The organism is Geodermatophilus sp. SYSU D01105 (assembly GCF_054050095.1).
In genome coordinates, this window is the sequence record NZ_JBJGYR010000004.1 from 225923 (window position 1) to 246683 (window position 20761).

The following is a 20761-nucleotide window of genomic DNA, read 5'->3' on the forward strand; positions in this document are numbered from 1 at the left end:
CTGATCGGCCGCGCCTCGCGCGCCGGTCAGGGCGGCGTCGTTCCCGGCCGATGAAGGGAGGGTGACCCGCCCCGAGAACGGAACCGCCCCCACCGGGCGCAGCCGGCGCGGCGAACCCCGCACCTACGACTTCCGCCGGCCCACCAAGCTCTCCCGCGAGCACGTCCGCGTCCTGCAGATCGCCCAGGAGGCGTTCGGCCGGCAGGCGACGACCGTGCTCACCACCATGCTGCGCACGGGGGCGCGCATGGAGCTGCTGGGGATCGAGCAGCACTCCTACGACGACTACGTCGCGACGCTGCCCAACCCGCACTTCGTGGTGACGTTCACGCTCGAGCCGCTGGCCGGCAAGGGGGTCCTGGCCTACCCGCTGGAGATCGCGATGGCCAGCGTCGACCACATGCTCGGCGGCTCGGGGTCGGCCGACCAGCCCGACCGGCCGATGACGGTGATGGAGACGACCATCACCAACCACCTGCTGACCCGGCTGCTGCAGGAGTTCACCGCGGCCTTCGCGCACATCGTCGACCTCCAGCCGGAGCTCAGCGAGGTGGAGTACAACCCGCAGCTGGCGCAGGCCGCGGCCGGCTCGGACACCGTCATGGTGGCGACCTTCACGCTGGGCGTCGGCAGCCGCGCCGGCGAGGCCACGCTGGTGCTGCCCTTCTCCGCGTTCCAGACCGCCCTGGACAACGCGGCCTCGCCGCACCTGTCGGAGTCGGCGCAGGCCAAGCGCCGCCGGGCCTTCGAGGCGCTGACCGAGCGGCTGACCATGGTGCCGGTCGAGGTCGGCATCCGCTTCACGCCGCTGGAGGTCTCCTCCGAGGACCTCCTCTCCCTCGCCGTCGGTGACGTCCTGCTGCTGCGCCACCCGCAGGACGCGCCGCTCGAGGTCACCACCAACGACGTGACGTTCGCGTACGCGATCGCGAGCAACCACCGCCGCCGGCTCGCCGCCGCCATCGTCCCCACCCCGGCCTCCGGCCAGGCCCCAGCCCAGAAGGACACCGCATGACCGCCTCCGTGGAGCACTCGCAGGCCTCCGAGACCGTGATCGCCGTGGTGGCCTCCGCCGCGCGCGCCGCCGCGGGGCTGGTCCCGGCCGCGGCCGAGCTGGTGCCGGGTGCCCCGGTCAACGACCCCGACGCCGTCCTCCTCCCCGCCGAGGCCGCGACCGCGGTCATGGCGCGCCTCTCCGGCGAGGTGAGCGGGGACGTCGTCCTGGTGGTCTCCGCGCAGATCGCCGACGCCCTGACCAACTCGCCCGTGGGCGCCATGGACGTCGCCGCCGCGCTGCGGCCCGCCCTGGAGGCCGCGGCCGCGACGCTGGGCCGGGTCCGCGTGGACTCCGAGCGCACCGAGGACCCCGACACCGCGATGGACGGGCTGCGGGACAAGGGCATGTTCGTCGCCGTCCCGCTGCTGGCCGGGGGCGCCACCGTGGAGGCGACCCTCGCCCTGCAGGTGACCCTCCCCCAGCCGCGCACCCAGCGCGGCAGCCTCGACCTGCTGCGGCACGTGGCCATGGAGGTCACCGTCGAGATCGGCCGCACCCGGATGACCGTCGGCGAGCTGCTCTCGCTGCACCCCGGCGAGGTCGTCGAGCTCGACCGCGCGGCCAGCGCGCCGGCCGACCTGCTGGTCAACGGCACCCTGATCGCCCGCGGCGAGGTCGTCGTCGTGGACGAGGACTTCGGCCTGCGGATCAGCGAGATCGTCACCGACGCCAACGAGGTGGCCCCATGACCTGGATGGTCATCCGGCTGCTGCTGTCCCTGGCCTTCGTCGGCGGCGTCCTCTGGTTCGCCGCACGGCTGGCCAAGAAGCGCGGCCTCGGTCAGGGCAACGGCCTCATCGAGGTCGTCGCCCGCCAGCGGATGGGCCGCGCCAGCACCGTCAACGTGGTGCGGATCGCCGGCCGCGTCCTCGTCGTGGGCGCGACCGAGGAGCAGGTGACCCTGCTCGCCGAGGTCGACGGCGACCTGGTCGAGGAGACGCTGCAGGAGCGGCAGGCGGCGACCGCGGCGGCCCGGACCCCTGCCCCGGTCGCCTCCGGCGCGCTGGCCGGCTCGGTGTTCGACCGCGGCGGCTGGACGACGTTCGTGCAGCAGCTGCGCGAGCGGACGGTCCGCCGCTGATGACCTCCTCCCCCGCGCCCGCCCGGGGCGCCCCGTTCGCGCGTCGCGCGGGCCTGGTCCTGCTGCTGGTGGCGGCCATCGGCGTCGTCCTCACGCTGCTGGCCGACCCCGCCTCGGCGGCGCCGACCGCGCCGACGCCCCCGACCGACCCCACCGCGCCGGTCGTGCCCACCGTGGACGGCGGCGTGGACATCTCCGTGGGGGGTGGCAGCCCGAGCACCTCGGTGACGCTGATCCTCGCGATCACCGTGCTGTCGGTGGCCCCGGCGGTGCTGCTGCTCGCCACCTCGTTCACCAAGATCGTCGTGGTGCTGTCACTGACCCGCAACGCGCTGGGCATGCAGTCCGCGCCGCCGAACACGGTCATCACCGGCATCGCGCTGTTCCTGACCCTGTTCGTGATGGGCCCGGTCTTCGGCGACATCAACGATTCCGCGGTGCAGCCCTACCTCGACGGGCAGATGACGGTCTCCCAGGCCTACGACGTCGGCGTCGTGCCGCTCAAGGAGTTCCTGCTCGACAACACCCGCGAGGACGAGCTGGAGCTGATGGTCGGCCTCTCCGGCGAGGAGGCGCCGGCCGCCCGGGAGGCGGTCAGCATGACGACGCTCGTGCCGGCCTTCGTCCTCTCCGAGCTCAAGAGCGCGTTCATCATCGGGCTGGTCGTGTTCATCCCGTTCCTGGTGCTGGACATGCTGGTCAGCGCGGCGCTCATGGCGATGGGCATGATGATGGTGCCGCCGGCGATCGTGTCCCTGCCGTTCAAGCTGCTGCTGTTCGTCGTGGTCGACGGCTGGGCGCTGATCACGACGGCGCTGGTGGGGTCGTACGCATGACCGACGCCGACGTCACCGAGATCGCGATCCGGACGATGATGCTGGGCGCCAAGGTCGCCGCCCCGGTCCTGCTGACCGCCCTGCTGGTCGGCTTCCTCATCTCGCTGTTCCAGGCGGCGACCCAGATCCAGGAACCGACCCTGTCCTTCGTGCCGAAGATGATCGCGGTCGCGATCGCCCTGCTGGTCACGGGCAACTGGGTGCTCTCCGAGCTGGTCAGCTTCACGCACGGCCTGTTCGACTCGCTGCCCCGGCTGCTCGACCGGACGTAGCGACCGTGGACCTCGAGGTCCCGGCGAGCACGCTGGCGGCGCTGCTGCTCGGCACCGCCCGGGCGGCCGGTTTCGTCCTGCTGTCCCCGCCGTTCAACACCCGGACCATCCCGGCCCCGGTCAAGGGCGCCCTCGCCCTGGCGCTGTCGGTGGCGCTGCTCGCCCGGATCGCCCCGGAGATGCCCGACCCGACCGCGGGCTTCCTGGTCGTCGGCGCGGTCACCGAGGTCGTCATCGGCGCCGCCCTGGGCTTCGTCGTCCAGGTGCTGTTCGCCGCCGTCCAGTACGCCGGCGACCTGATCGACCTCACCGGCGGGTTCTCCCTGCAGCCGGCGTACGACCCGCTGTCGATGGCGACCAGCTCGTCGATCGGCCGGCTGCACTCCCTGCTGGCGACCACCCTGCTGTTCACCAGCGGCGGCCACCTGCTCATCGTGCGCGGCTTCGCGACGTCCTACGAGGGGCTGCCGGTGGGCGGCAGCGTGCCCACCGAGCAGCTCGGGCACGTGCTGGTGACCGCCTTCTCGATGATGTTCCTGGCCGCGCTGCAGATCGCCGGACCGATGGTGGCGGTGCTGCTGCTCGCCGACGTCGCCCTGGCCCTGCTGAGCCGTGCCGCGCCCCAGCTGAACATCTTCGCCATGGGGTTCCCGGTCAAGATCATGCTGACGCTCGCCCTGCTCGGCCTGACCTTCCCCCTGCTGCCGCCGGCCCTCGACGCGCTGATGGACCACGCCGCGCGGGCGATGGTCTCCCTCCGGAGCGGGTGACCCCGTGACTGAGCTGGTGGTGGCCTGATGGCCCAGGACGGCCCGGGTGGTGAGAAGACAGAGGCCCCGACTCCCAAGCGCCTGAAGGAGGCGCGCAAGGAGGGGCAGATCCCGCGGACCCAGGAGCTGGGCACCTGGGCGGGGGCGGCGGCGGCCAGCGTGCTGCTGCCGATGCTGGTGGGCAACGCCTACGACGCGGTCGGCAGGCTGTTCGTCCAGGTGCGGTCGGTGGCCACCCACCCCGAGGCGGAGGCGGTGTCCGCGCTGCTGGGGCAGGCGCTGACCGCCTTCCTGACGACGCTGCTGCCGATGGCCCTGGCCCTCATGGCCATCGGCGTCCTCGCGACCGCCGCGCAGGGCGGGGTGGCGGTGTCGGCCAAGCCGATGAAGCCGACGCTGAAGAAGCTCAACCCGTTCCCCGGGATGAAGCGGATGTTCGGCACCCACGGGTGGTGGGAGGCCGCGAAGGCACTGATCAAGACCGCGGCGCTGGCCACCGTCGTCATCGTCACCAGCGACCGGGCCACGGAGCTGGTGTCGTCGGCCGGGGCGCTGCCGCTGTCGTCGGTCACGGCGACGTTCAGCGAGTCCGCCGTCCTCATGTTCCGGGTGGTGGCGGTCAGCGGGCTGGCGATCGCCGTCGCCGACTACATCGTCGTGCGCAAGCAGATCATGAACAAGCTCAAGATGAGCAAGTACGAGGTCCAGCAGGAGCACAAGCAGTCCGAGGGCGACCCGCACCTGAAGGGCCAGCGCCGGGCGGCTCAGCTGGCCATGTCGCGCAACCGGATGATGAGCGAGGTCGCCACCGCCGACGTCCTGCTGGTCAACCCGACGCACGTCGCGGTCGCTCTCAAGTACGAGCCCGAGCGGGGTGCCCCGCGGGTGGTCGCCAAGGGCGCCGACGAGCTCGCCGCCAGGCTCCGGGAGCGCGCCGAGGAGGCGCGGGTGCCGATGGTGCAGGACATCCCGCTCGCCCGGGCGCTGCACGCCTCCTGCGAGCTCGGCCAGGAGGTGCCCGCGCAGCTGTTCACGGCGGTCGCGCGCGTGCTCGCCTTCGTCATGCAGCTGTCGACCCGGGGCGTCCGGGGTGGCCTGCACCGCCCGGGGTTCGAGGCACCCGACGTCGAGGGACTGCCGAAGGCCGGCCGCCGGCGCTGAGCCAGGGGCGCGTGGGACGGGTGGGGCGGAGGACGTCGGCGCCGGTACCCCGCTCGAGCCGGACTGCCGATGAGTCCCCTCGTGCAGAAGCTGACGAAGGCCGCCGTCCCGATCGGCGTGGTGGCCATCGTCCTCATGCTGGTCGTCCCGCTGCCCTCGGCGGTGCTGGACCTGCTGCTGGGCTTCAACATCACCGCCGCGCTGCTGATCCTGCTGGTCTCGATGCAGATCAAGCGGCCGCTGGACTTCGCCGTCTTCCCGTCGCTGATCCTCATCGCGACGCTGTTCCGGCTGGCGCTCAACGTCTCCTCGACGCGGCTGGTCCTCACCGACGGGTACGCCGGCAAGGTCATCGAGGCGTTCGGGCACTTCGTGATCGGCGGCTCGCTGGTCGTCGGCCTGGTGATCTTCGTGATCCTGACGATCATCCAGTTCGTCGTGATCACCAACGGTGCCGGTCGCGTCGCCGAGGTCGGCGCGCGGTTCACCCTCGACGCGATGCCCGGCAAGCAGATGGCGATCGACGCCGACCTCAACGCCGGGCTGATCAACGAGGAGCAGGCCCGCAAGCGGCGCACCGAGGTCACCGCCGAGGCGGACTTCTACGGCTCGATGGACGGTGCCTCGAAGTTCGTCAAGGGCGACGCCATCGCCGCCATCATCATCACGCTGATCAACCTCGTCGGCGGGTTCGCCATCGGGGTCATGCAGCTGGGCATGGCCCCCGCGGACGCCGTCTCCACGTACTCGCTGCTGACCGTCGGCGACGGCCTGGTCTCGCAGATCCCGGCGCTGCTGCTGTCGACCGCGACCGGCATCATCGTCACCCGCTCGGCCTCCGACGGGGACATGGGCAGCGACCTGCTCGGCCAGCTGGGCCGGTTCAAGCAGCCGGTGCGCATCGCCGGCGGTGCCGCCCTCGCGCTGTGCCTGATCCCCGGGCTGCCCAAGCTGCCGTTCCTGGTCATCGGCGGCCTGTTCCTGCTCATGGCCGCGCGCATGACCGAGGCCCCGGACGAGGACCCGTCGGCCGCGCCGGCCGTCGCCGACGACGAGCCCAAGCCCGACTCCCCCGAGGCGATCGCCGAGAAGATGCGGGTCGACCCGCTCGAGCTCGAGGTGGCGTTCGACCTCGTCGACCTGGTCGACTCCGCCCGCGGCGGCGACCTGCTCGACCGCGTCAAGGCGCTGCGCCGGAAGGTCGCCATGGACACCGGTCTGGTGATCCCGCTGGTGCGCACCCGCGACAACCTGGACCTGCCCTCGTCGCAGTACGTCATCTGGCTCAACGGCGTCCCCGCGGCCAAGGGCATCTCGCCGGCCGGGACCGTGCTGGCCATCGGCGACGCGCTCGACGCGCTGCCCGGCAAGGCCACCCGCGAGCCGGTGTTCGGGCTGCCGGCCAAGTGGGTGCCGGCCGAGCTGCAGCGGCAGGCCGAGATGGCCGGCGCCACCGTCGTCGACCGCTCCTCGGTCATCACCACGCACCTGGCCGAGGTGGTCCGGCAGAACGCCGCGCAGCTGCTCGGCCGGGAGGACGTGCGGCTGCTGGTGGAGATGGTCCGCCGCACCCACCCGGTCGTCGTCGAGGAGCTCACCCCGACGCTGCTCACGCTGGGCGAGGTCCAGCGGGTGCTGCACGGGCTGCTGGAGGAGAACGTCTCCATCCGCGACCTGGTGCGCATCTTCGAGGCGCTCTCGGTCCGGGCGAAGGTCTCCACCGACGTCGACGGCCTGGTCGAGGCAGCCCGCTCGGCACTGGGCTCGGCGATCAGCCAGCCCTACGTCAGCGAGGACGAGCGCCTGCACGTGCTCACCCTCGACCCCGCCTTCGAGCAGCGGCTGCTGGAGGCGGTGCGGCACAGCGACGGCCACCAGGTGCTGGCGCTGGACGCCGGCACGGTCGACGCGCTGGTCAACGGCTGCACCGGCCTGCTCGGCGACGCCGAGCGGCTGGGGCTCTCGCCGGTGCTCGTGTGTTCCCCGCAGGTCCGGGCCGCCCTGTCCCGCCTGATGCGTCAGATCCTCCCCCGCCTGCCGGTGATCTCCTACACGGAGGTCTCCCGGACGGCCCAGATCGAGTCACTGGGAGTGGTGAACGGTGCCGTTGCCATCCGTTGAGGCCGTCACGCGCGAGGGCGCGATCGCCGCGGCGCGGGAGAAGTACGGCTCGTCGGTCCGGATCGTCGGGATCCGTCGCGTCCGCACCGGCGGGGTGATGGGCTTCTTCACCACCGAGCGCTTCGTCGCCGAGGTGGAGGAGGTCGCCGCGCCGTCCCCCGTCGAGCGCCGGCCGGCCTCGCGCGCGGAGTCCGCCGCCCGCATCGAGGCCGCGCTGCGTCGCGCCCCCGTGCTGCCCGACCCGGTCGACGAGGTCGCCGGGCTGCTGGCGGGCGACGACTCCCCGGGCGTCGACCTGTACTCGCGCACCTCCGCGACGGCGGCCCGCCCGACCGCCGGACGGGTCCCGCGCGCCGGTGCGGCTGCCGGTCGTCCGGCGGCGGCCGCGCCTGCGGGTCGTCCGGCGGCCCCGGCTGCCGGTTGGCCAGCGACGACCCCGCCTGCCGGGCGTCCTCTGGCGGCCGCGGCTGCGGCTCCCGCCGCTGCACCTGCTGCCGCCCCGGCTCCGGTGGTGGACGACGCCCCGCTGGCGCCGTCGCCGTTCACCGCGGCGCTGGCCGCGATGGTGGCCGGCGACGCCGACGTGCGGGACGCGGTGGACGAGGCCGTCGCCGCGGCGGCGTCTGCCGCTCCCGCTGCGGCGTCCTCCGCCGCTCCGGCTGCCGCTCCCGCGTGGGAGCAGCCGGTGGCCGCGGCGGCTCCTCCCGTGGCCGACCTCCCCCCGGCGCCCGTGGCTCCCCCGGTGGCCGAGGTCCCGGCACCCCCGGTGGCAACCCCGCCGCTGGCCGCCGCGGTCCCCCCGGCTCCACCCGTCGCTCCCCCGGTGGTCGAGGTCCCCCCGGCGCCCGTGGCTCCTCCGGCCCCCCCGATGGCCGCCGCCGTCCCCCCGCCCGCCGCCTCGCCCGTGGTCGACGTCCCGCCGGCCGTCCCGGTCCCCCCTGCGGTCCCCGTCGCGGCGGCTCCGGCCGTCCCGCCGGTGCCCCCCGCCACCGAGCTCGAGCCGGCGCCGGTGCCCGCCTGGGCCAGTGAGCCGGACTTCTCCACCGGCCCGATCACCTCCCGCGAGGAGGCCATCGCCGAGGTGCTGCGCGCCGCCCTCGCGCACGACACGTCCGACGCGGCGCTCACCCAGCTGCTGCGAGGCGTGCTGGCGGGCTCGGCCTCCCAGTCCGACGTGCACGACGCGCCCGCCGACGACCTCGACGCCGACACCGCGTTCGCCGAGGCGCACACGGCCGAGATCCCGATGTGGGTCGACGCCACGGCCGAGGCCGACGAGTGGGAGGTCGCCGAGGACGTGCTCGCCCCGACCGCGAGCGACCCCGCTCCCCTGCCGTTGGACGCCACGACCGTCCTCCCGCCGCTGTCGCTGCTGCCCCCGCCCGCACCCGGGACCGCCCTCGCCATCCCGCCGCTGCTGTCGCGGCCCCCGGTCCCGCCGGCGATCCGCCGTCCGGGCGCGCCGGGTCAGCAGGTGGCGCGGACCAGCGGTGCCCGCGGTGCCGCCGGGCTGGCCACGGTCACCCGCCTGCCCGTGGACAAGCGCGCCGCTGCCTGGCGCGGCAACCCGGTCGTCGTGACGTCGGTGCGCGAGCGCCCGGCGCCGAGCACGCCGAGCGGCCCGATCGCGGGTCCGGCGGAGGACGCCGTCGTCCGCCAGTTGCTGGCCCTGGGCGTGCCGGAGCACCTGCTCGGCGACGACTTCGCCCTCGAGGTCGCGCGGCGCGGCACCTACGCGGCGCTCACCCGCGCCCTGGCGGCCGGGCTCCCGACGGCGCCCGCCCTGCCCAGCGGCCCTGGTGAGGTGCTGCTCCTGGTGGGTCCGGGCGTGGAGACCCTCGCCGCCGCCCGCTCGCTGGCGGCCTCCCTGCGGCTGGACGCCGAACGGCTGCAGTGGGCCTCCCGCGGCGACCTGGCCGCCCTCGCCCCACGGGGCAACCGGATCAGCAGCATCGACGCCGCGCTCGAGCGCAAGCAGGAGGCCGACCGGTCGGGGACGCTGACCATCGTCGCCGTCGACGCCCCGCTGCGCGCCGCGAGCGCCACCTGGCTGGAGCAGGTGATCGCGGTGTTCGCCCCCGCCGGGGTGTGGGCCGTGGTCGAGGCGACCCGGAAGCCGGAGGACGTCCTCCCCTGGCTGGACGGGCTGTCCCGGGTGGACGCGCTCGTGGTGCAGGACACCGACCTCACCGCCGACCCCGCCGCCGTCCTGGGCCGCACGCGCACGCCCGTGGCCCTCCTCGACGGCTCCCGCGCGACCGCGCACCGGTGGGCCTCCCTGCTGTGCGAGCGGCTGGAGAGCTCCGGGACATGAGCCCGCTGCGGTGGGAGGTCCTCGCGGTGGGGTTCGTCCTCGCCCTGCCGGTCCTCGCGCGCGGCCTGCGCGGTGACCTCACGGTGGACGAGGTGGCCGTCCGGCTGCCGTGGTGCCTCGCGGCCGGCTGGGGTGCCGTGGCGCTGCTGCACTGGGCCAGCACCCCGCGCCGTCCCTCGCGCCCCGAGCCTCCTGCCGACCAGGAGCCGGACCCGGCCCCCTGACCGGCCTCGCACTCATTGCCGGGGTTCCGGCGCACTGCTCGTCGTGCTGGCTCCTGCGGACATGAGCCCGGCTGTCCACAGGATGGAGTGCGGCCGGACCACGGCGAGCGTCAACGGGACAGGGTCGAGCCGTGAACGACGAACGTGCGGGCGGCGTGATCCGTCGAGTCGACGCCCTGGCCCAGGGGTACTCCGATGCCGAACTGGCCCGGATGGTGCGCCGCGGTGACCTGCAGCGCCTCCAGCGAGGTGCCTACCTCCCGGCGGGTGCAGCCGTGGCACGCCATCGGGCTGTCGTGTCGGCGACCGTGGCAGGTCTCCGGCGCCCCGGGACGGTCAGCCACGTGTCGGCTGCGCTGCTGCACGGGCTGCCGCTCCGGGGCACGTCGCCACACCGGGTCCACCTGACCCGTCGACCGCCCGCGGCCGGTAGCGGTAGCGCCCGGGTGCACCTCCACGTCGCGCAGCTGCCGGACGACCAGGTGACCGTCGTGGACGGGCTGCTGGTCACGGACCTGCCGCGGACGGTGGTCGACGTGGCACGCACCGTCGGGTTCGAGAGCGCTGTGGTGGTCGCCGATGCGGCCCTCGCTTCGGGAGAGACATCAGCCGACGCGCTGGCCGACTGCCTGGCCGGCATGGGCGCAGTGCCCGGGATCCGGCGAGCCGCCCGGGTGCTGGCCTTCGCCGACGGGCGGAGTGAGAGTGTCGGGGAGAGTCGCAGTCGGGTCCTCGTGCACCGGCTGGGGCTACCGAGACCCGACCTCCAGCTACGGGTGCGCCGGGGGGACGGCAGCCTGGTCGGCCGCTGTGACTTCGGCTGGGTGGAACACGGCACCCTCGGCGAGTTCGACGGGCGGGTCGAGTACGGCGCGAACGCCCCGTCCGGGAGGTCGCCCGAGGACGTCGTCTTCGAGGAGAAGGTCCGGGAGGACGAGCTGCGGGACCTGGGCTGGCAGATGGCGCGTTGGACGTGGACCGATCTGGGGCGCCCCGCGGTCGTCGGCGAGCGGCTCCGCCGTGCCTTCGCCCGTGGACGGCGGCTCCGCTGAGCGCTCTTGCGGTGCCTCCTTCGCTTCCGCGGCGATGGACCACCGCAGGAGCTGACGAGTCACCGCAAGAGCGCCCGGCGATGCGGGCTCAGAGCGGGAGGTCCTCCAGCATCTCGGTGACCAGCGCCGCGATCGGGGAGCGCTCCGAGCGGGTCAGGGTCACGTGCGCGAACAGCGGGTGGCCCTTGAGCGCCTCGATCACCGCGGTGATGCCGTCGTGCCGCCCGACCCGCAGGTTGTCCCGCTGGGCGACGTCGTGGGTCAGCACCACCCGCGACCCCGAGCCCAGCCGCGACAGCACGGTGAGCAGCACCCCGCGCTCCAGCGACTGCGCCTCGTCGACGATCACGAACGAGTCGTGCAGCGAGCGCCCGCGGATGTGGGTCAGCGGCAGCACCTCGATGAGCTCGCGGGAGGCGATCTCGTCGAGCACGTCGGTGGACACCAGCGCCCCGAGCGTGTCGTACACGGCCTGCGCCCAGGGCGACATCTTCTCGCCCTCGCTGCCGGGCAGGTAGCCCAGCTCCTGGCCGCCGACGGCGTACAGCGGGCGGAAGATCACCACCTTCTTGTGCGCCCGGCGCTCCATCACCGACTCCAGGCCCGCGCACAGCGCCAGCGCGGACTTGCCCGTGCCGGCCCGCCCGCCCAGCGAGACGATCCCGACCTCGGGGTCGAGCAGGAGGTCCAACGCCACCCGCTGCTCGGCCGACCGGCCGTGCAGGCCGAACGCCTCGCGGTCACCGCGCACCAGCCGCACCTGCTTGTCGGGGGTCACCCGGCCCAGCGCGGACCCGCGGGAGGACAGCAGCACCAGCCCGGTGTGCGGCGGGAGCTCGGCCGCGGCCGGCACGTACACCTCACCGTCGTCGTAGAGCGCCGAGAGCTCCGCGTCCTCCAGCGACAGCTCGGCCATCCCGGTCCAGCCGGCGTCGACGGCGTCCAGCGCCCGGTACTCGTCGGTGTCCAGGCCCACGGCCGCCGCCTTGACCCGCAGCGGGACGTCCTTGGTGACCAGGCAGACGTCGCGGCCCTCGGCGCGCAGGTTCAGCGCCACCACCATGATCCGGCTGTCGTTGCTGTCGTTGCGGAAGCCGGCCGGCAGCACCGCGGGGTCGCTGTGGTTGAGCTCGACGTGCAGGGTGCCGCCGTCCTCCCCCACGGGCACCGGCGCGTCGAGCCGGCCGTGCTGCACCCGGAGGTCGTCGAGCAGGCGCAGCGCCTGGCGGGCGAACCAGCCCAGCTCCGGGTGGTTGCGCTTGTCCTCCAGCTCCCCGATCACGACGAGCGGGAGCACCACGTCGTTGTCACCCAGGCGCAGCAGCGCGGCGGGGTCGGAGAGCAGGACCGAGGTGTCGAGGACGAACGTGCGACGAGGGTTCACGAGTCGACTCCCGTGGGGCGCCACCCTGCGCACAAGGCGCGCCCCGGCTCGAAGGTGGCCGGGCCCCGGCGCAGGGGCCGGGTACCGGCCCCCCTGGTCGACGAGATCGTCAGCACCAACCGGGCCTCCCGTGGAGGGCGAGGTGAGCTCGTCCTCCACCGCGGACGGTAGGCCCGGGAGGTGACAGGAACGTGTCCGAGAGGCGGCGTGTCACCCTCTCGGGGCACCACTGGTCCCAGCCGTCTCAGCGACGTCCCCGGGGCCGGGCGGCGACCAGCGCCCACACCAGCGGCACGAGCAGCACCGGCCACTGCAGTGCGAGGTCGCCGATCCACCAGATGCCGCCCACCAGGAGCACGGCCAGCCAGCCGGCCGTCCACAGGCCCAGGTCGCGGGCCTCCTCCGGGTCGCGCTGCGCCATCGAGTCAGGCGGGCCGCAGCTCGCGGGCGACGGCGGCCGGGGTCAGCGGCTCGTCCAGCAGCCGCACGAACCGGTCGGCGACGCGCTGCCCGTCGGGCCGGGCGTCCAGCCAGGCCGACAGCAGGTCGAAACCCTCGACGTAGGTGGTGATGTAGGCCCGCCACAGCGGGTGGGTGAGGAAGCGCAGCTGCTGGCGGGCGCGCTCGGCGCTGACCATCGACCACCGCTGCACGTAGGCCGCGACCTCGTCGGCGTCCGCGCCCCGGTCGTGCAGCAGGACGGCGGCGTCCTGGCGGACCCGGTTGAGGGGCGCCGCCGCGGCCGCGACCCGCTCGGCCAGGTGGCCGTCGAAGTGCAGCCCCAGGTCGCCGAGCACCTCCGCCGCCCAGGGGCCCCAGCCGGGGCCGATCGCCGCCTGGACGCCGAGGTCGGCCAGCCCCTCGGCCATCAGGCACTCGGGGGTGTTGACCAGGAAGACGGTGTGCTCGAGCCGCGCGGCCCGCTCCACCAGCCCCAGCTCCTTGCGGCAGTGCTCGGTGTGGTGCCCGGGGTAGGCCTCGTGCGCCACGAGGTGCGGCAGCTGGCCGAGCCGGTGCGGCAGGTCGGCGTTGATCGCGACCCGGGAGTGGTAGTCGCCCTCGTAGTAGTTGAAGCCCGACCACGGCTGGTCGGTGACCACCTCGTAGTGCACCGTCTCGGCCTCGGGGAGCCCGTACTCGCCGCGGACCCGGTCCCGCAGCGCGCTGGACAGCGCGTGCACCGCCTCGGCCAGCCGCCCCGGCGGGCACTCCTCCCGGCGGCGGTGGGCGGCGTACCGCTCGGCCAGCGGGCCGCTGCCGGGCAGCAGTGCGTCCAGCTCGGCGTGGGCCGCGCCGTACGCGGCCGGGTCGCCGAGGGCGACGTCGACCTGGAAGTAGCTGGAGACCTCGTCGAGGAAGGCCACCGGCTCGCCGCTCATCGTGCGCGCGCTGCACTCCAGCCCGGTGAGCTGACCGCGGATGAACTCGGCGCGGTCGGCCGGCAGGTCGGCGACGTCGAGCTCGCGCAGCAGGGCCCGGGCCTGGTCGCGCAGCTGCTGCGGGGTCGGCGCAGGCTCGGCCTCCACCTCGGCGCGGATCCGCTTGTCGCCGGTGTAGGCGTCGACGAAACCGGACTCCAGGCGGTCGAACCGCAGCCCCAGCCGCACGTACTCCAGGGGGACGTCGAGGGAGGCCGCCATGACCGCAGTTTCTCAGCTGCCGAAGCGACGGTGCCGGGCGGCGTAGGCCCGCAGCGCGCGGAGGAAGTCCACGCGACGGAAGTCGGGCCAGTACACGTCGGTGAAGTGGAACTCCGAGTGCGCGGTCTGCCAGAGCAGGAACCCCGACAACCGTTGCTCGCCGCTGGTGCGGATCACCAGGTCCGGGTCCGGCTGGCCGCGGGTGTACAGGTGCTCGGCGATGTGCTCGACGTCCAGCAGGCCGATCAGCTCGTCCAGCGACGTCCCGCGCTCGGCGTGCTCGGCCAGCAGCGACCGGACGGCGTCGGCGATCTCCCGCCGTCCGCCGTAGCCGACGGCCAGGTTCACCATCGCCCCGGGCCGGTCGCGGGTGGTCTCCTCGGCGGACTTGAGGACGGCGACCGTCTCGGCCGGCAGCAGCTCCAGCGCACCGACGGGGCGCAGCTGCCAGCGACGACCGGGCCCGGCGAGGTCCTCGGCGACGCCCTCGATGATCCGCAGCAGCGGGACCAGCTCGGGCTCGGGCCGCGACAGGTTGTCGGTCGAGAGCAGGAAGAGGGTGACCACCTCGACCCCGGCCTCGTCGCACCAGCCCAGGAAGGCGGCGATCTTGTCCGCGCCGCGGCGGTGGCCGGCGTTGGGGTCCTCGAGCCCGATCGCGCGGGCCCAGCGACGGTTGCCGTCGACGATCACCCCGACGTGGCAGGGGGTGTCGGCGCCCACCAGGGCCCGGGCGAGACGCCGCTCGTAGACCTCGGTGAGGACGTCACGGACCCACTGCCGAACCCCCACGGGGGGTCACCATAGGCCCCCCGCGACGCGGCTCCGCGTACCCGTTCCCGACCTGCGCGAAGGCGTCGTGGGATGACAGGGAGCACACAGCCGCGTGCCACTGCGCCCCCGACCCCGGCCTCGTAACCTCGGCTCATGAACCCTCCCCCCGACGGCCGTGAACGTGTGCGGGTCGAGGCGGACCACGCCGAGTTGGAAGCCCCTCGCGGCCAGGCGGTCACCACCGTCGTCGATGAGGGCGAGCGGGTCGAGCGGACCTGGACCGCCGAGGACTTCGCCGACGCCGACTGGGACCACCCCGACACCCGGCCGCGGCTGCGCGGCTGGCTGCACCTGTTCGCGTTCTTCGGCGCCATCGTCGCCGGGGCCGTGCTCATCCCGCTCGGCTCCGTGCTGGGTGCCCGCGCCGGCTTCTCGGTGGCCGTCTACTGCGTGACCATCTGTGGGCTGTTCGGCATCAGCGCGCTCTACCACCGGCGCCGGTGGTCACCGCGCGGCTGGAAGATCATGAAGCGGCTCGACCACTCGATGATCTTCCTGTTCATCGCCGGCACGTACACGCCCTTCTCGCTGCTGGCCGTCGACCAGCCGATGGGCTACTGGGTCCTGGGCGGCGTCTGGGCCGGGGCCCTGGCCGGCGTCTCGCTCAAGCTCACCTGGCCGACCGCCCCGCGCTGGCTGGGGGTGCCGCTCTACATCGGCCTGGGCTGGGTCGCCGTGTTCATCCTCACCGACATCCTGCACATCGCGGGGGTGACCTCGCTGGTGCTGCTCGCGGTGGGCGGCGTGCTCTACACCCTCGGCGGCGTGGCCTACGCCGTGAAGAAGCCCAACCCGGTGCCCGGCGTCTTCGGGTACCACGAGGTCTTCCACGCGCTGACCATCGTGGCCGCGATCTGCCACTACATCGCCGTCTACTTCGCGATGTACAACTCGCCCTTCGTCGGCTGACCGGCGGTGCCGGACCGCCTCAGCTGAACGGCGGGCGGTCGTCCACTCGCACGGACAGCCGCCCCGCCGCGCGCCAGGCGCGGCCGACGAGGTCGCGGTCCTCCTCGGTGACCAGGTTGCCCATCACCCGCAGGGCGACGGTCATCAGGGCGTGCGAGCGCATGCCGACCGGGCCGGCCGCGGGCAGGAACCGCGGCACCGTGAGCAGTCCGGCCAGCCGGCGGGCGATGGAGAACGCCTCCCCGTAGTGACGCCGCAGGGTGGCCGGCCAGGCGTGCGTCAGGTCGTCCTCGGCGAACAGGTCGACGACGGTGCGGCCGGTCTCCAGGCCGTAGTCGATGCCCTCGCCGTTGAGCGGGTTGACGCACGCCGCGGCATCGCCGACCAGCGCCCAGTTGCGGCCCGCCACACCGGAGACCGCCCCGCCCATGGGCAGCAGCGCCGAGGCCGGCGCCTCCACCGGCCCGTCGAGCCGCCAGTCCTCGCGGCGGGCGTCGGCGTAGGTCTCCAGCAGCGCCTTGAGCTGCACGCCGGCCGGACGGCGGGCGGTGGCCAGCGTGCCGACACCGATGTTCACCTGCCCGGCCGCTGCGCCGAGCGGGAACACCCACCCGTAGCCGGAGAGCAGCTCGCCCTCCCCGCCGCGCAGCTCCAGGTGCGAGGAGATCCACTCGTCGTCCGCCCGGCCGGAGCGCACGTACCCCCGGGCGGCCACCCCGTAGGCGGTGTCGCGGTGCCACTCGCGGCCGAGCACCCGCCCGAGCGGTGAGCGGGCGCCGTCCGCCACGACCAGGCGCCGGCACCCGACGGTGACCGCCTGCTCGCCGACCTCGAACACGACCGCGGTCACCCGGTCGCCGTCCCGCTCCACGTCGACCGCCCGGGCACCCTCCAGCGGCGTGGCGCCGGCAGCGAGGGCTCCCTCGCGGATGCGGGCGTCGAGCTCGGTGCGCGGCACGGCACTGCCGTGGTCAGGGAACTCGCCGCCGGGCCAGGGCAGCTGCCACTCCCGGCCGAACCCGGCGGCGCGCAGGCCCCGGTTGCGGGCCCGCGCCCGCACCCAGTCGCCCAGGTCCAGCCGGTCCAGCTCGGCGACCGCCCGCGGGGTCAGGCCGTCGCCGCAGGCCTTGTCCCGGGGGAAGGAGGCTGCGTCGGCGAGCACCACGTCGTGTCCGGCGCGCGCGGCCCAGGCGGCGGCCGCCGCACCGGCCGGCCCGGCGCCGACGACCAGGACGTCGGTGGCGGCGGGGGCGGCGTCGGTCGGCACGACGACGAGTGTCCCAGGTGGCGGCCTCGCCGCGGTCCCGTCCCAGGAGCAGCGGGGCCGCCGTCAGCCGAACAGGGGGAACTGCTCCGCCGCCGGGCCCAGCAGCGCGCGGTCGACGTCGTCCAGCGGTTCGCGGCCGGTGCCACGCCGGGCCGCGGTGGCGTCGTCCCACGCCGTGGGCAGCGGAGCGCCGAGCAGGCCCTCGAGCACGCGGCGCGCCTCGGCCAGCGGCCCCGCGGACGGCCCCGGCCGGTCCAGGTACCGGACCAGGTCCAAGTGGTGGACGGCGGCCTCGACCGCCAGCGTCGAGAGCAGGTCGGCCACCGGGAGCACCCGGCCCTGCGTGCGGACCAGGTCGCGCGGGTCCACCCGCCCGGCCGCGACGAGCACCGCGGCGCTGGTCTCGGCGTACCACTGGGCGAGGTCGGCCGGGTCGGCGGCGACGCTCGCGACCGCGCGGGTGCGCCGCAGCGCCTCGTCGTCCCCCGGCTCCGCCGGCCGCCAGACCCGCCAGTAGTCGACCGCGTCGGTGTCGGCGGGCCCGGCGGCGGGGGTGTTGAGCGCGACGAGCGCGCGGCGGGCATCGCCCATCAGGTGCCAGGAGAGGTCGACGACCGTCCATCCCGTGCACCCGGTCGGCGCCCACGCCCGGCCGACCGCGGTCACCTCCTGGAGGGTCTCGGCGAGGTCGGTGTAGGCGGTGCGCAGCAGGTCCAGCGGCTCGGGCACGACCGCAGCCTGGCAGGCACCGGGCTCCCGCGTCAGCCCCGAGCCTCAGCCGACCTGGGGCCCTCGCCCGCGCACCTCCTCGACCGAGGCCATGGCCTCGCGCAGCTCGGTCAGCCACGCCTCGGCGTGTTGTCCGACCAGCCGGACCGCCCAGACCAGCGCCTCCGACCGGGACCGGGCGACGCCGGCGTCGACGAGGGTGTCGAGCACCAGCCGCTCCGGCTGCCGGAGCCGGGTCATGACCGGGACCGAGAGGTTGGTGAACAGCTCGCGGACGTCGCCGCAGGCCGCCCCCCACGCGACCGACCGGCCGTAGCGTTCCTGGGCGGCGTCGGCGATCGCCATGCGCTGCTCGCGGGTCTCCTCGCGGAACCGGGCGATCCGCCCGGCCCGCGCGGCGGCCGGGTCGCCCTCGCCCGCCGCGGGCTCGGGCAGCGTGCCGACGACGGTGATCTCGTCGCGGTCGATGGTCAGCTCCACCGGGCCGGTGAACCAGCCGTCGGGCAGCCGCCCGGACAGCCAGCCGGCGACCTCGGCGCGCTCCACGGGCGGCGCCTCGGGGCCGCGCCCGCGGCCGCCGGGTCCGCGCCCGCGGGAGCCGGCCCCGCGGAACCCCCCGCGCATGCCGCCGAAGGGTGAATCGGAGAAGCGGTGGTGGTGTCCGTGCACGACGGCCTCCTCAAGGCGTGTGATTACACGCTTACACGGTAAGTCGGACCGTGCTCCTCAGCAAGGGGCCATCGCTGCGCTCAGAGCGGACACGTCGGTCACCGGGGCGGAGCAGACGAACCCGCGACAGACGTAGGCCGCCGGCTCGCCCCCGACCAGCGGCCGTCCGGCCAGCAGCGGCACCCCCGGGGCGTCCGGTTCCCCGACCACCACCACCGCTCCCGGGCTGGTCGATGCCCGGGCGGCCGCTGCGAGGGCGTCGCGCCCCCGGCCGGCCGGGCCGCTCACCGCGACCTCCAGCGGTCCGGCCAGCAGCGCCTCTCCGACGGCCGCGGCCCACCCGGCCGCCCGCGGCGCCTGCCTGGCCAGCGGGGCCAGCGAGCCCACGGCGGCCTCGCCGAGCTCCCGGTGCCGCGGCGACCCGGCCAGCGCCGCGTAGGTCACCGCGGCCCCGGCCGCGGCGGCGATCCCGGCGGGGGTCGGGCCGTCGGTGGGGTCGAACGGGCGGTGCACCAGCGCCTCGGCGTCGCCGGCCGTGTCGTGCCAGCCGTCGGCGTCGATGAACTGCTCGGCGACGACGTCGAGCAGGTCCCCGGCCAGCTCCAGCCACCGCCCCTCGGCCGTGGCCTGGTGCAGGGCGAGCAGCCCCTCGGCGAGGTCGCCGTAGTCCTCGAGGACCCCGGCCGGCGCCCCGGCGACGCCGTCGCGCGAGGCGCGGCGCAGCCGCCCGTCCACCCAGTGGACGTCGGCCAGCAACGTGGCCGCCCGGCGGGCCGCCACGAGCGAGTCGCCGTCCCCCGTGAGGACGCCGTGCTCGGCGAGCGCGGCGACGGCCAGCCCGTTCCACGCGGTCACGACCTTGTCGTCGCGGGCCGGCTGCGGGCGGCGGGCGCGGGCCGCGCCCAGCCGCTCCCGGACCGAGGCGAACCGCGCCGCGTCGTCGGGGACGCCGAGCAGCTGCAGCGTCGAGGTCCCGTGCTCGAAGGTGCCGCGCTCGGTCACGCCGAACAGCTCGGCGGCCCACCGACCGTCGTCCTCCCCGAGGACCTCGGCCAGCTGTGCCGGCGTCCAGACGTACGTGAGCCCCTCCTCCCCCTCGGTGTCCGCGTCGAGGGCGGAGGCGAAGCCGCCCTCGGGCGTGCCGAGGTCCCGGACGAGGAAGGCGGCGGTCTCGTCGGCGACCCGGCGGGCCCACCCCTCCCCCGTCGTCCGCCACAGGTGGAGGTAGACGCGCAGCAGCAGGGCGTTGTCGTAGAGCATCTTCTCGAAGTGCGGCACCACCCACCGGCCGTCGACGGCGTACCGGGCGAAGCCGCCGGCGAGCTGGTCGTGGATGCCGCCGCGGGCCATCGCCTCCATCGTGCCCCGGGCCATGCGCAGCGTCTCGGCGTCCCCGGTGCGGGCGTGCGCGCGGAGCAGGAACTCCAGCAGCATCGACGGCGGGAACTTCGGTGCCCCGCCGAAGCCTCCCCACCGCTCGTCGTAGGTGCCGGCCACGGCGGCGACCGCGACGTCGAGGTCGGCGGCCGACAGCGGGGTCGGTGGCCCGAGCTCCAGCCGCGAGGAGATCCCCTGCACGATCCGGGTGCTGGCCGACTCGAGGTCCTCCCGGCGGTTCTGCCAGGCGTCGGTGACCGCGGCGAGCACCTGGCGGAACGCCGGCATGCCCCGCGCCGGCCGTGGCGGGTAGTAGGTGCCGCAGTAGAAGGGCCGCCCGTCCGGGGTGGTGAACACCGTCATGGGCCAGCCGCCGGAGCCGGTGAGCGCCTGCGTGGCGGTCATGTAGACGCTGTCGACGTCCGGCCGCTCCTCGCGGTCGACCTTCACGCAGACGAAGTCGGCGTTCATCTGCGCCGCGGTCGCCTCGTCCTCGAAGGACTCGTGCGCCATGACGTGGCACCAGTGGCAGGCGGCGTACCCGACCGACACCAGCACGGGGACGTCGCGCCGGCGGGCCTCGGCGAAGGCCTCCTCCCCCCACTCCCGCCAGTCGACGGGGTTGTCCGCGTGCTGCAGCAGGTACGGGCTCGTGGCCCCGGCGAGGCGGTTGGTCACGAGCTGCCCCCCCTCACGTCGGCTGACCGGACCCGCGGCGCGGTCACCATGATCCGCTTCCACGGACCACCGCTGGGAGGTGTGCCGGAAGCCCACTCCCGGCCACCGCCGAACACCCCGGGTCACACCGCGCCGGCCGCTGATCGCCCGGCGGGGTGTGGTCCTGGCGGTACCCCGGCGGGCGCCCGCCGGATCACCGGACCGGTTCCCGATTCCTCCGAGCAGCGCAGCCGGTCACGACCGCCACTCCTCCGTCGGCTGCGGGAGCAGGACCGGCCGTGGGGGGGGGGGGGGGGGGGGGGGGGGGGGGGGGGGGGGGGGGGGGGGGGGGGGGGGGGGGGGGGGGGGGGGGGGGGGGGGGGGGGGGGGGGGGGGGGGGGGGGGGG

The 20761-nt window shown here is 74.9% G+C and carries 20 protein-coding genes and 1 pseudogene; 13 read left to right on the top strand and 8 right to left on the bottom strand.

What is annotated here, in order from left to right:
• Positions 1–61: 61 nt before the first annotated feature.
• The 12 genes and pseudogenes from ACI79I_RS05595 to ACI79I_RS05650 all read left to right on the top strand — a co-directional run bounded on the left by ACI79I_RS05595 (position 62) and on the right by ACI79I_RS05650 (position 10888).
• The gene (locus ACI79I_RS05595; RefSeq protein WP_456991299.1) at positions 62–1015 is read left to right on the top strand and encodes a flagellar motor switch protein FliM; all 954 of its coding nucleotides are present in this window, start codon (positions 62–64) and stop codon (positions 1013–1015) included.
• Positions 1012–1746, top strand: coding sequence for a flagellar motor switch protein FliN (gene fliN / locus ACI79I_RS05600; RefSeq protein ID WP_456991300.1), 735 nt, complete (start codon positions 1012–1014; stop codon positions 1744–1746). The genes ACI79I_RS05595 and fliN overlap by 4 nt, the downstream gene beginning before the upstream one ends.
• Complete coding sequence (locus ACI79I_RS05605; RefSeq protein ID WP_456944262.1) at positions 1743–2138, top strand: FliO/MopB family protein; 396 nt, start codon at positions 1743–1745, stop codon at positions 2136–2138. Before fliN ends, ACI79I_RS05605 begins: the two co-directional genes overlap by 4 nt.
• The gene (gene fliP, locus ACI79I_RS05610; protein WP_456991301.1) at positions 2138–2974 is read left to right on the top strand and encodes a flagellar type III secretion system pore protein FliP; all 837 of its coding nucleotides are present in this window, start codon (positions 2138–2140) and stop codon (positions 2972–2974) included. Before ACI79I_RS05605 ends, fliP begins: the two co-directional genes overlap by 1 nt.
• The gene (fliQ, locus tag ACI79I_RS05615) at positions 2971–3246 is read left to right on the top strand and encodes a flagellar biosynthesis protein FliQ (protein ID WP_456944260.1); all 276 of its coding nucleotides are present in this window, start codon (positions 2971–2973) and stop codon (positions 3244–3246) included. The genes fliP and fliQ overlap by 4 nt, the downstream gene beginning before the upstream one ends.
• A gap of 5 nt (positions 3247–3251) precedes the next feature.
• Positions 3252–4016 carry a flagellar biosynthetic protein FliR gene (gene fliR, locus ACI79I_RS05620; protein ID WP_456991302.1) on the top strand — a complete coding sequence of 255 codons (765 nt, stop codon included), beginning with the start codon at positions 3252–3254 and terminating at the stop codon, positions 4014–4016.
• A gap of 27 nt (positions 4017–4043) precedes the next feature.
• Positions 4044–5177, top strand: coding sequence for an EscU/YscU/HrcU family type III secretion system export apparatus switch protein (locus ACI79I_RS05625; RefSeq protein ID WP_456991303.1), 1134 nt, complete (start codon positions 4044–4046; stop codon positions 5175–5177).
• Between the two features lie 81 nt (positions 5178–5258).
• A complete protein-coding gene (gene flhA, locus ACI79I_RS05630) occupies positions 5259–7298 on the top strand; it encodes a flagellar biosynthesis protein FlhA (RefSeq protein WP_456991304.1) in 2040 nt (679 codons plus the stop codon).
• Positions 7279–9612, top strand: a complete 2334-nt coding sequence (locus ACI79I_RS05635) for a hypothetical protein (RefSeq protein ID WP_456991305.1) — start codon at positions 7279–7281, stop codon at positions 9610–9612. The genes flhA and ACI79I_RS05635 overlap by 20 nt, the downstream gene beginning before the upstream one ends.
• Complete coding sequence (locus ACI79I_RS05640; RefSeq protein ID WP_456991306.1) at positions 9609–9836, top strand: hypothetical protein; 228 nt, start codon at positions 9609–9611, stop codon at positions 9834–9836. The genes ACI79I_RS05635 and ACI79I_RS05640 overlap by 4 nt, the downstream gene beginning before the upstream one ends.
• A 155-nt stretch (positions 9837–9991) precedes the next feature.
• Positions 9992–10087: pseudogene (locus ACI79I_RS05645) on the top strand (type IV toxin-antitoxin system AbiEi family antitoxin domain-containing protein); the annotation flags it as partial.
• A 195-nt stretch (positions 10088–10282) separates the two neighbouring features.
• Positions 10283–10888, top strand: coding sequence for a hypothetical protein (locus ACI79I_RS05650; protein WP_456991318.1), 606 nt, complete (start codon positions 10283–10285; stop codon positions 10886–10888).
• An 88-nt stretch (positions 10889–10976) separates the two neighbouring features.
• Here the strand turns inward: ACI79I_RS05650 and ACI79I_RS05655 are convergent, their stop codons facing one another.
• The 4 genes from ACI79I_RS05655 to ACI79I_RS05670 all read right to left on the bottom strand — a co-directional run bounded on the left by ACI79I_RS05655 (position 10977) and on the right by ACI79I_RS05670 (position 14704).
• A complete protein-coding gene (locus ACI79I_RS05655; protein ID WP_456991307.1) occupies positions 10977–12272 on the bottom strand; it encodes a PhoH family protein in 1296 nt (431 codons plus the stop codon).
• A gap of 244 nt (positions 12273–12516) precedes the next feature.
• The gene (locus tag ACI79I_RS05660; protein ID WP_456991308.1) at positions 12517–12693 is read right to left on the bottom strand and encodes a hypothetical protein; all 177 of its coding nucleotides are present in this window, start codon (positions 12691–12693) and stop codon (positions 12517–12519) included.
• 4 nt (positions 12694–12697) lie between these two features.
• Positions 12698–13912: a DUF885 domain-containing protein gene (locus ACI79I_RS05665; RefSeq protein WP_456991309.1), complete on the bottom strand. Its 1215-nt coding sequence runs from the start codon at positions 13910–13912 to the stop codon at positions 12698–12700.
• A 12-nt stretch (positions 13913–13924) separates the two neighbouring features.
• Entirely contained in the window at positions 13925–14704 is a 780-nt protein-coding gene (locus ACI79I_RS05670) for an isoprenyl transferase (RefSeq protein ID WP_456944249.1), read from the bottom strand.
• A gap of 135 nt (positions 14705–14839) precedes the next feature.
• Between ACI79I_RS05670 and trhA the strand changes: the two genes are divergently transcribed.
• Positions 14840–15655 (top strand): PAQR family membrane homeostasis protein TrhA, encoded by an 816-nt coding sequence (gene trhA, locus ACI79I_RS05675; RefSeq protein ID WP_456991310.1) that lies wholly within the window; start codon positions 14840–14842, stop codon positions 15653–15655.
• Positions 15656–15674: 19 nt separating this feature from the next.
• Here trhA and ACI79I_RS05680 read toward each other — a convergent pair whose 3' ends face one another.
• From ACI79I_RS05680 to ACI79I_RS05695, 4 genes are all read right to left on the bottom strand, one after another.
• Positions 15675–16922 (bottom strand): geranylgeranyl reductase family protein, encoded by a 1248-nt coding sequence (locus ACI79I_RS05680; RefSeq protein WP_456991311.1) that lies wholly within the window; start codon positions 16920–16922, stop codon positions 15675–15677.
• A gap of 63 nt (positions 16923–16985) precedes the next feature.
• Positions 16986–17651, bottom strand: coding sequence for a maleylpyruvate isomerase N-terminal domain-containing protein (locus tag ACI79I_RS05685; RefSeq protein ID WP_456991312.1), 666 nt, complete (start codon positions 17649–17651; stop codon positions 16986–16988).
• A gap of 45 nt (positions 17652–17696) precedes the next feature.
• The gene (locus ACI79I_RS05690) at positions 17697–18320 is read right to left on the bottom strand and encodes a hypothetical protein (RefSeq protein WP_456991313.1); all 624 of its coding nucleotides are present in this window, start codon (positions 18318–18320) and stop codon (positions 17697–17699) included.
• A 57-nt stretch (positions 18321–18377) separates the two neighbouring features.
• On the bottom strand, positions 18378–20375 hold the full coding sequence (locus tag ACI79I_RS05695) for a thioredoxin domain-containing protein (RefSeq protein ID WP_456991314.1): 1998 nt from the start codon (positions 20373–20375) through the stop codon (positions 18378–18380).
• Positions 20376–20761 lie beyond the last annotated feature (386 nt).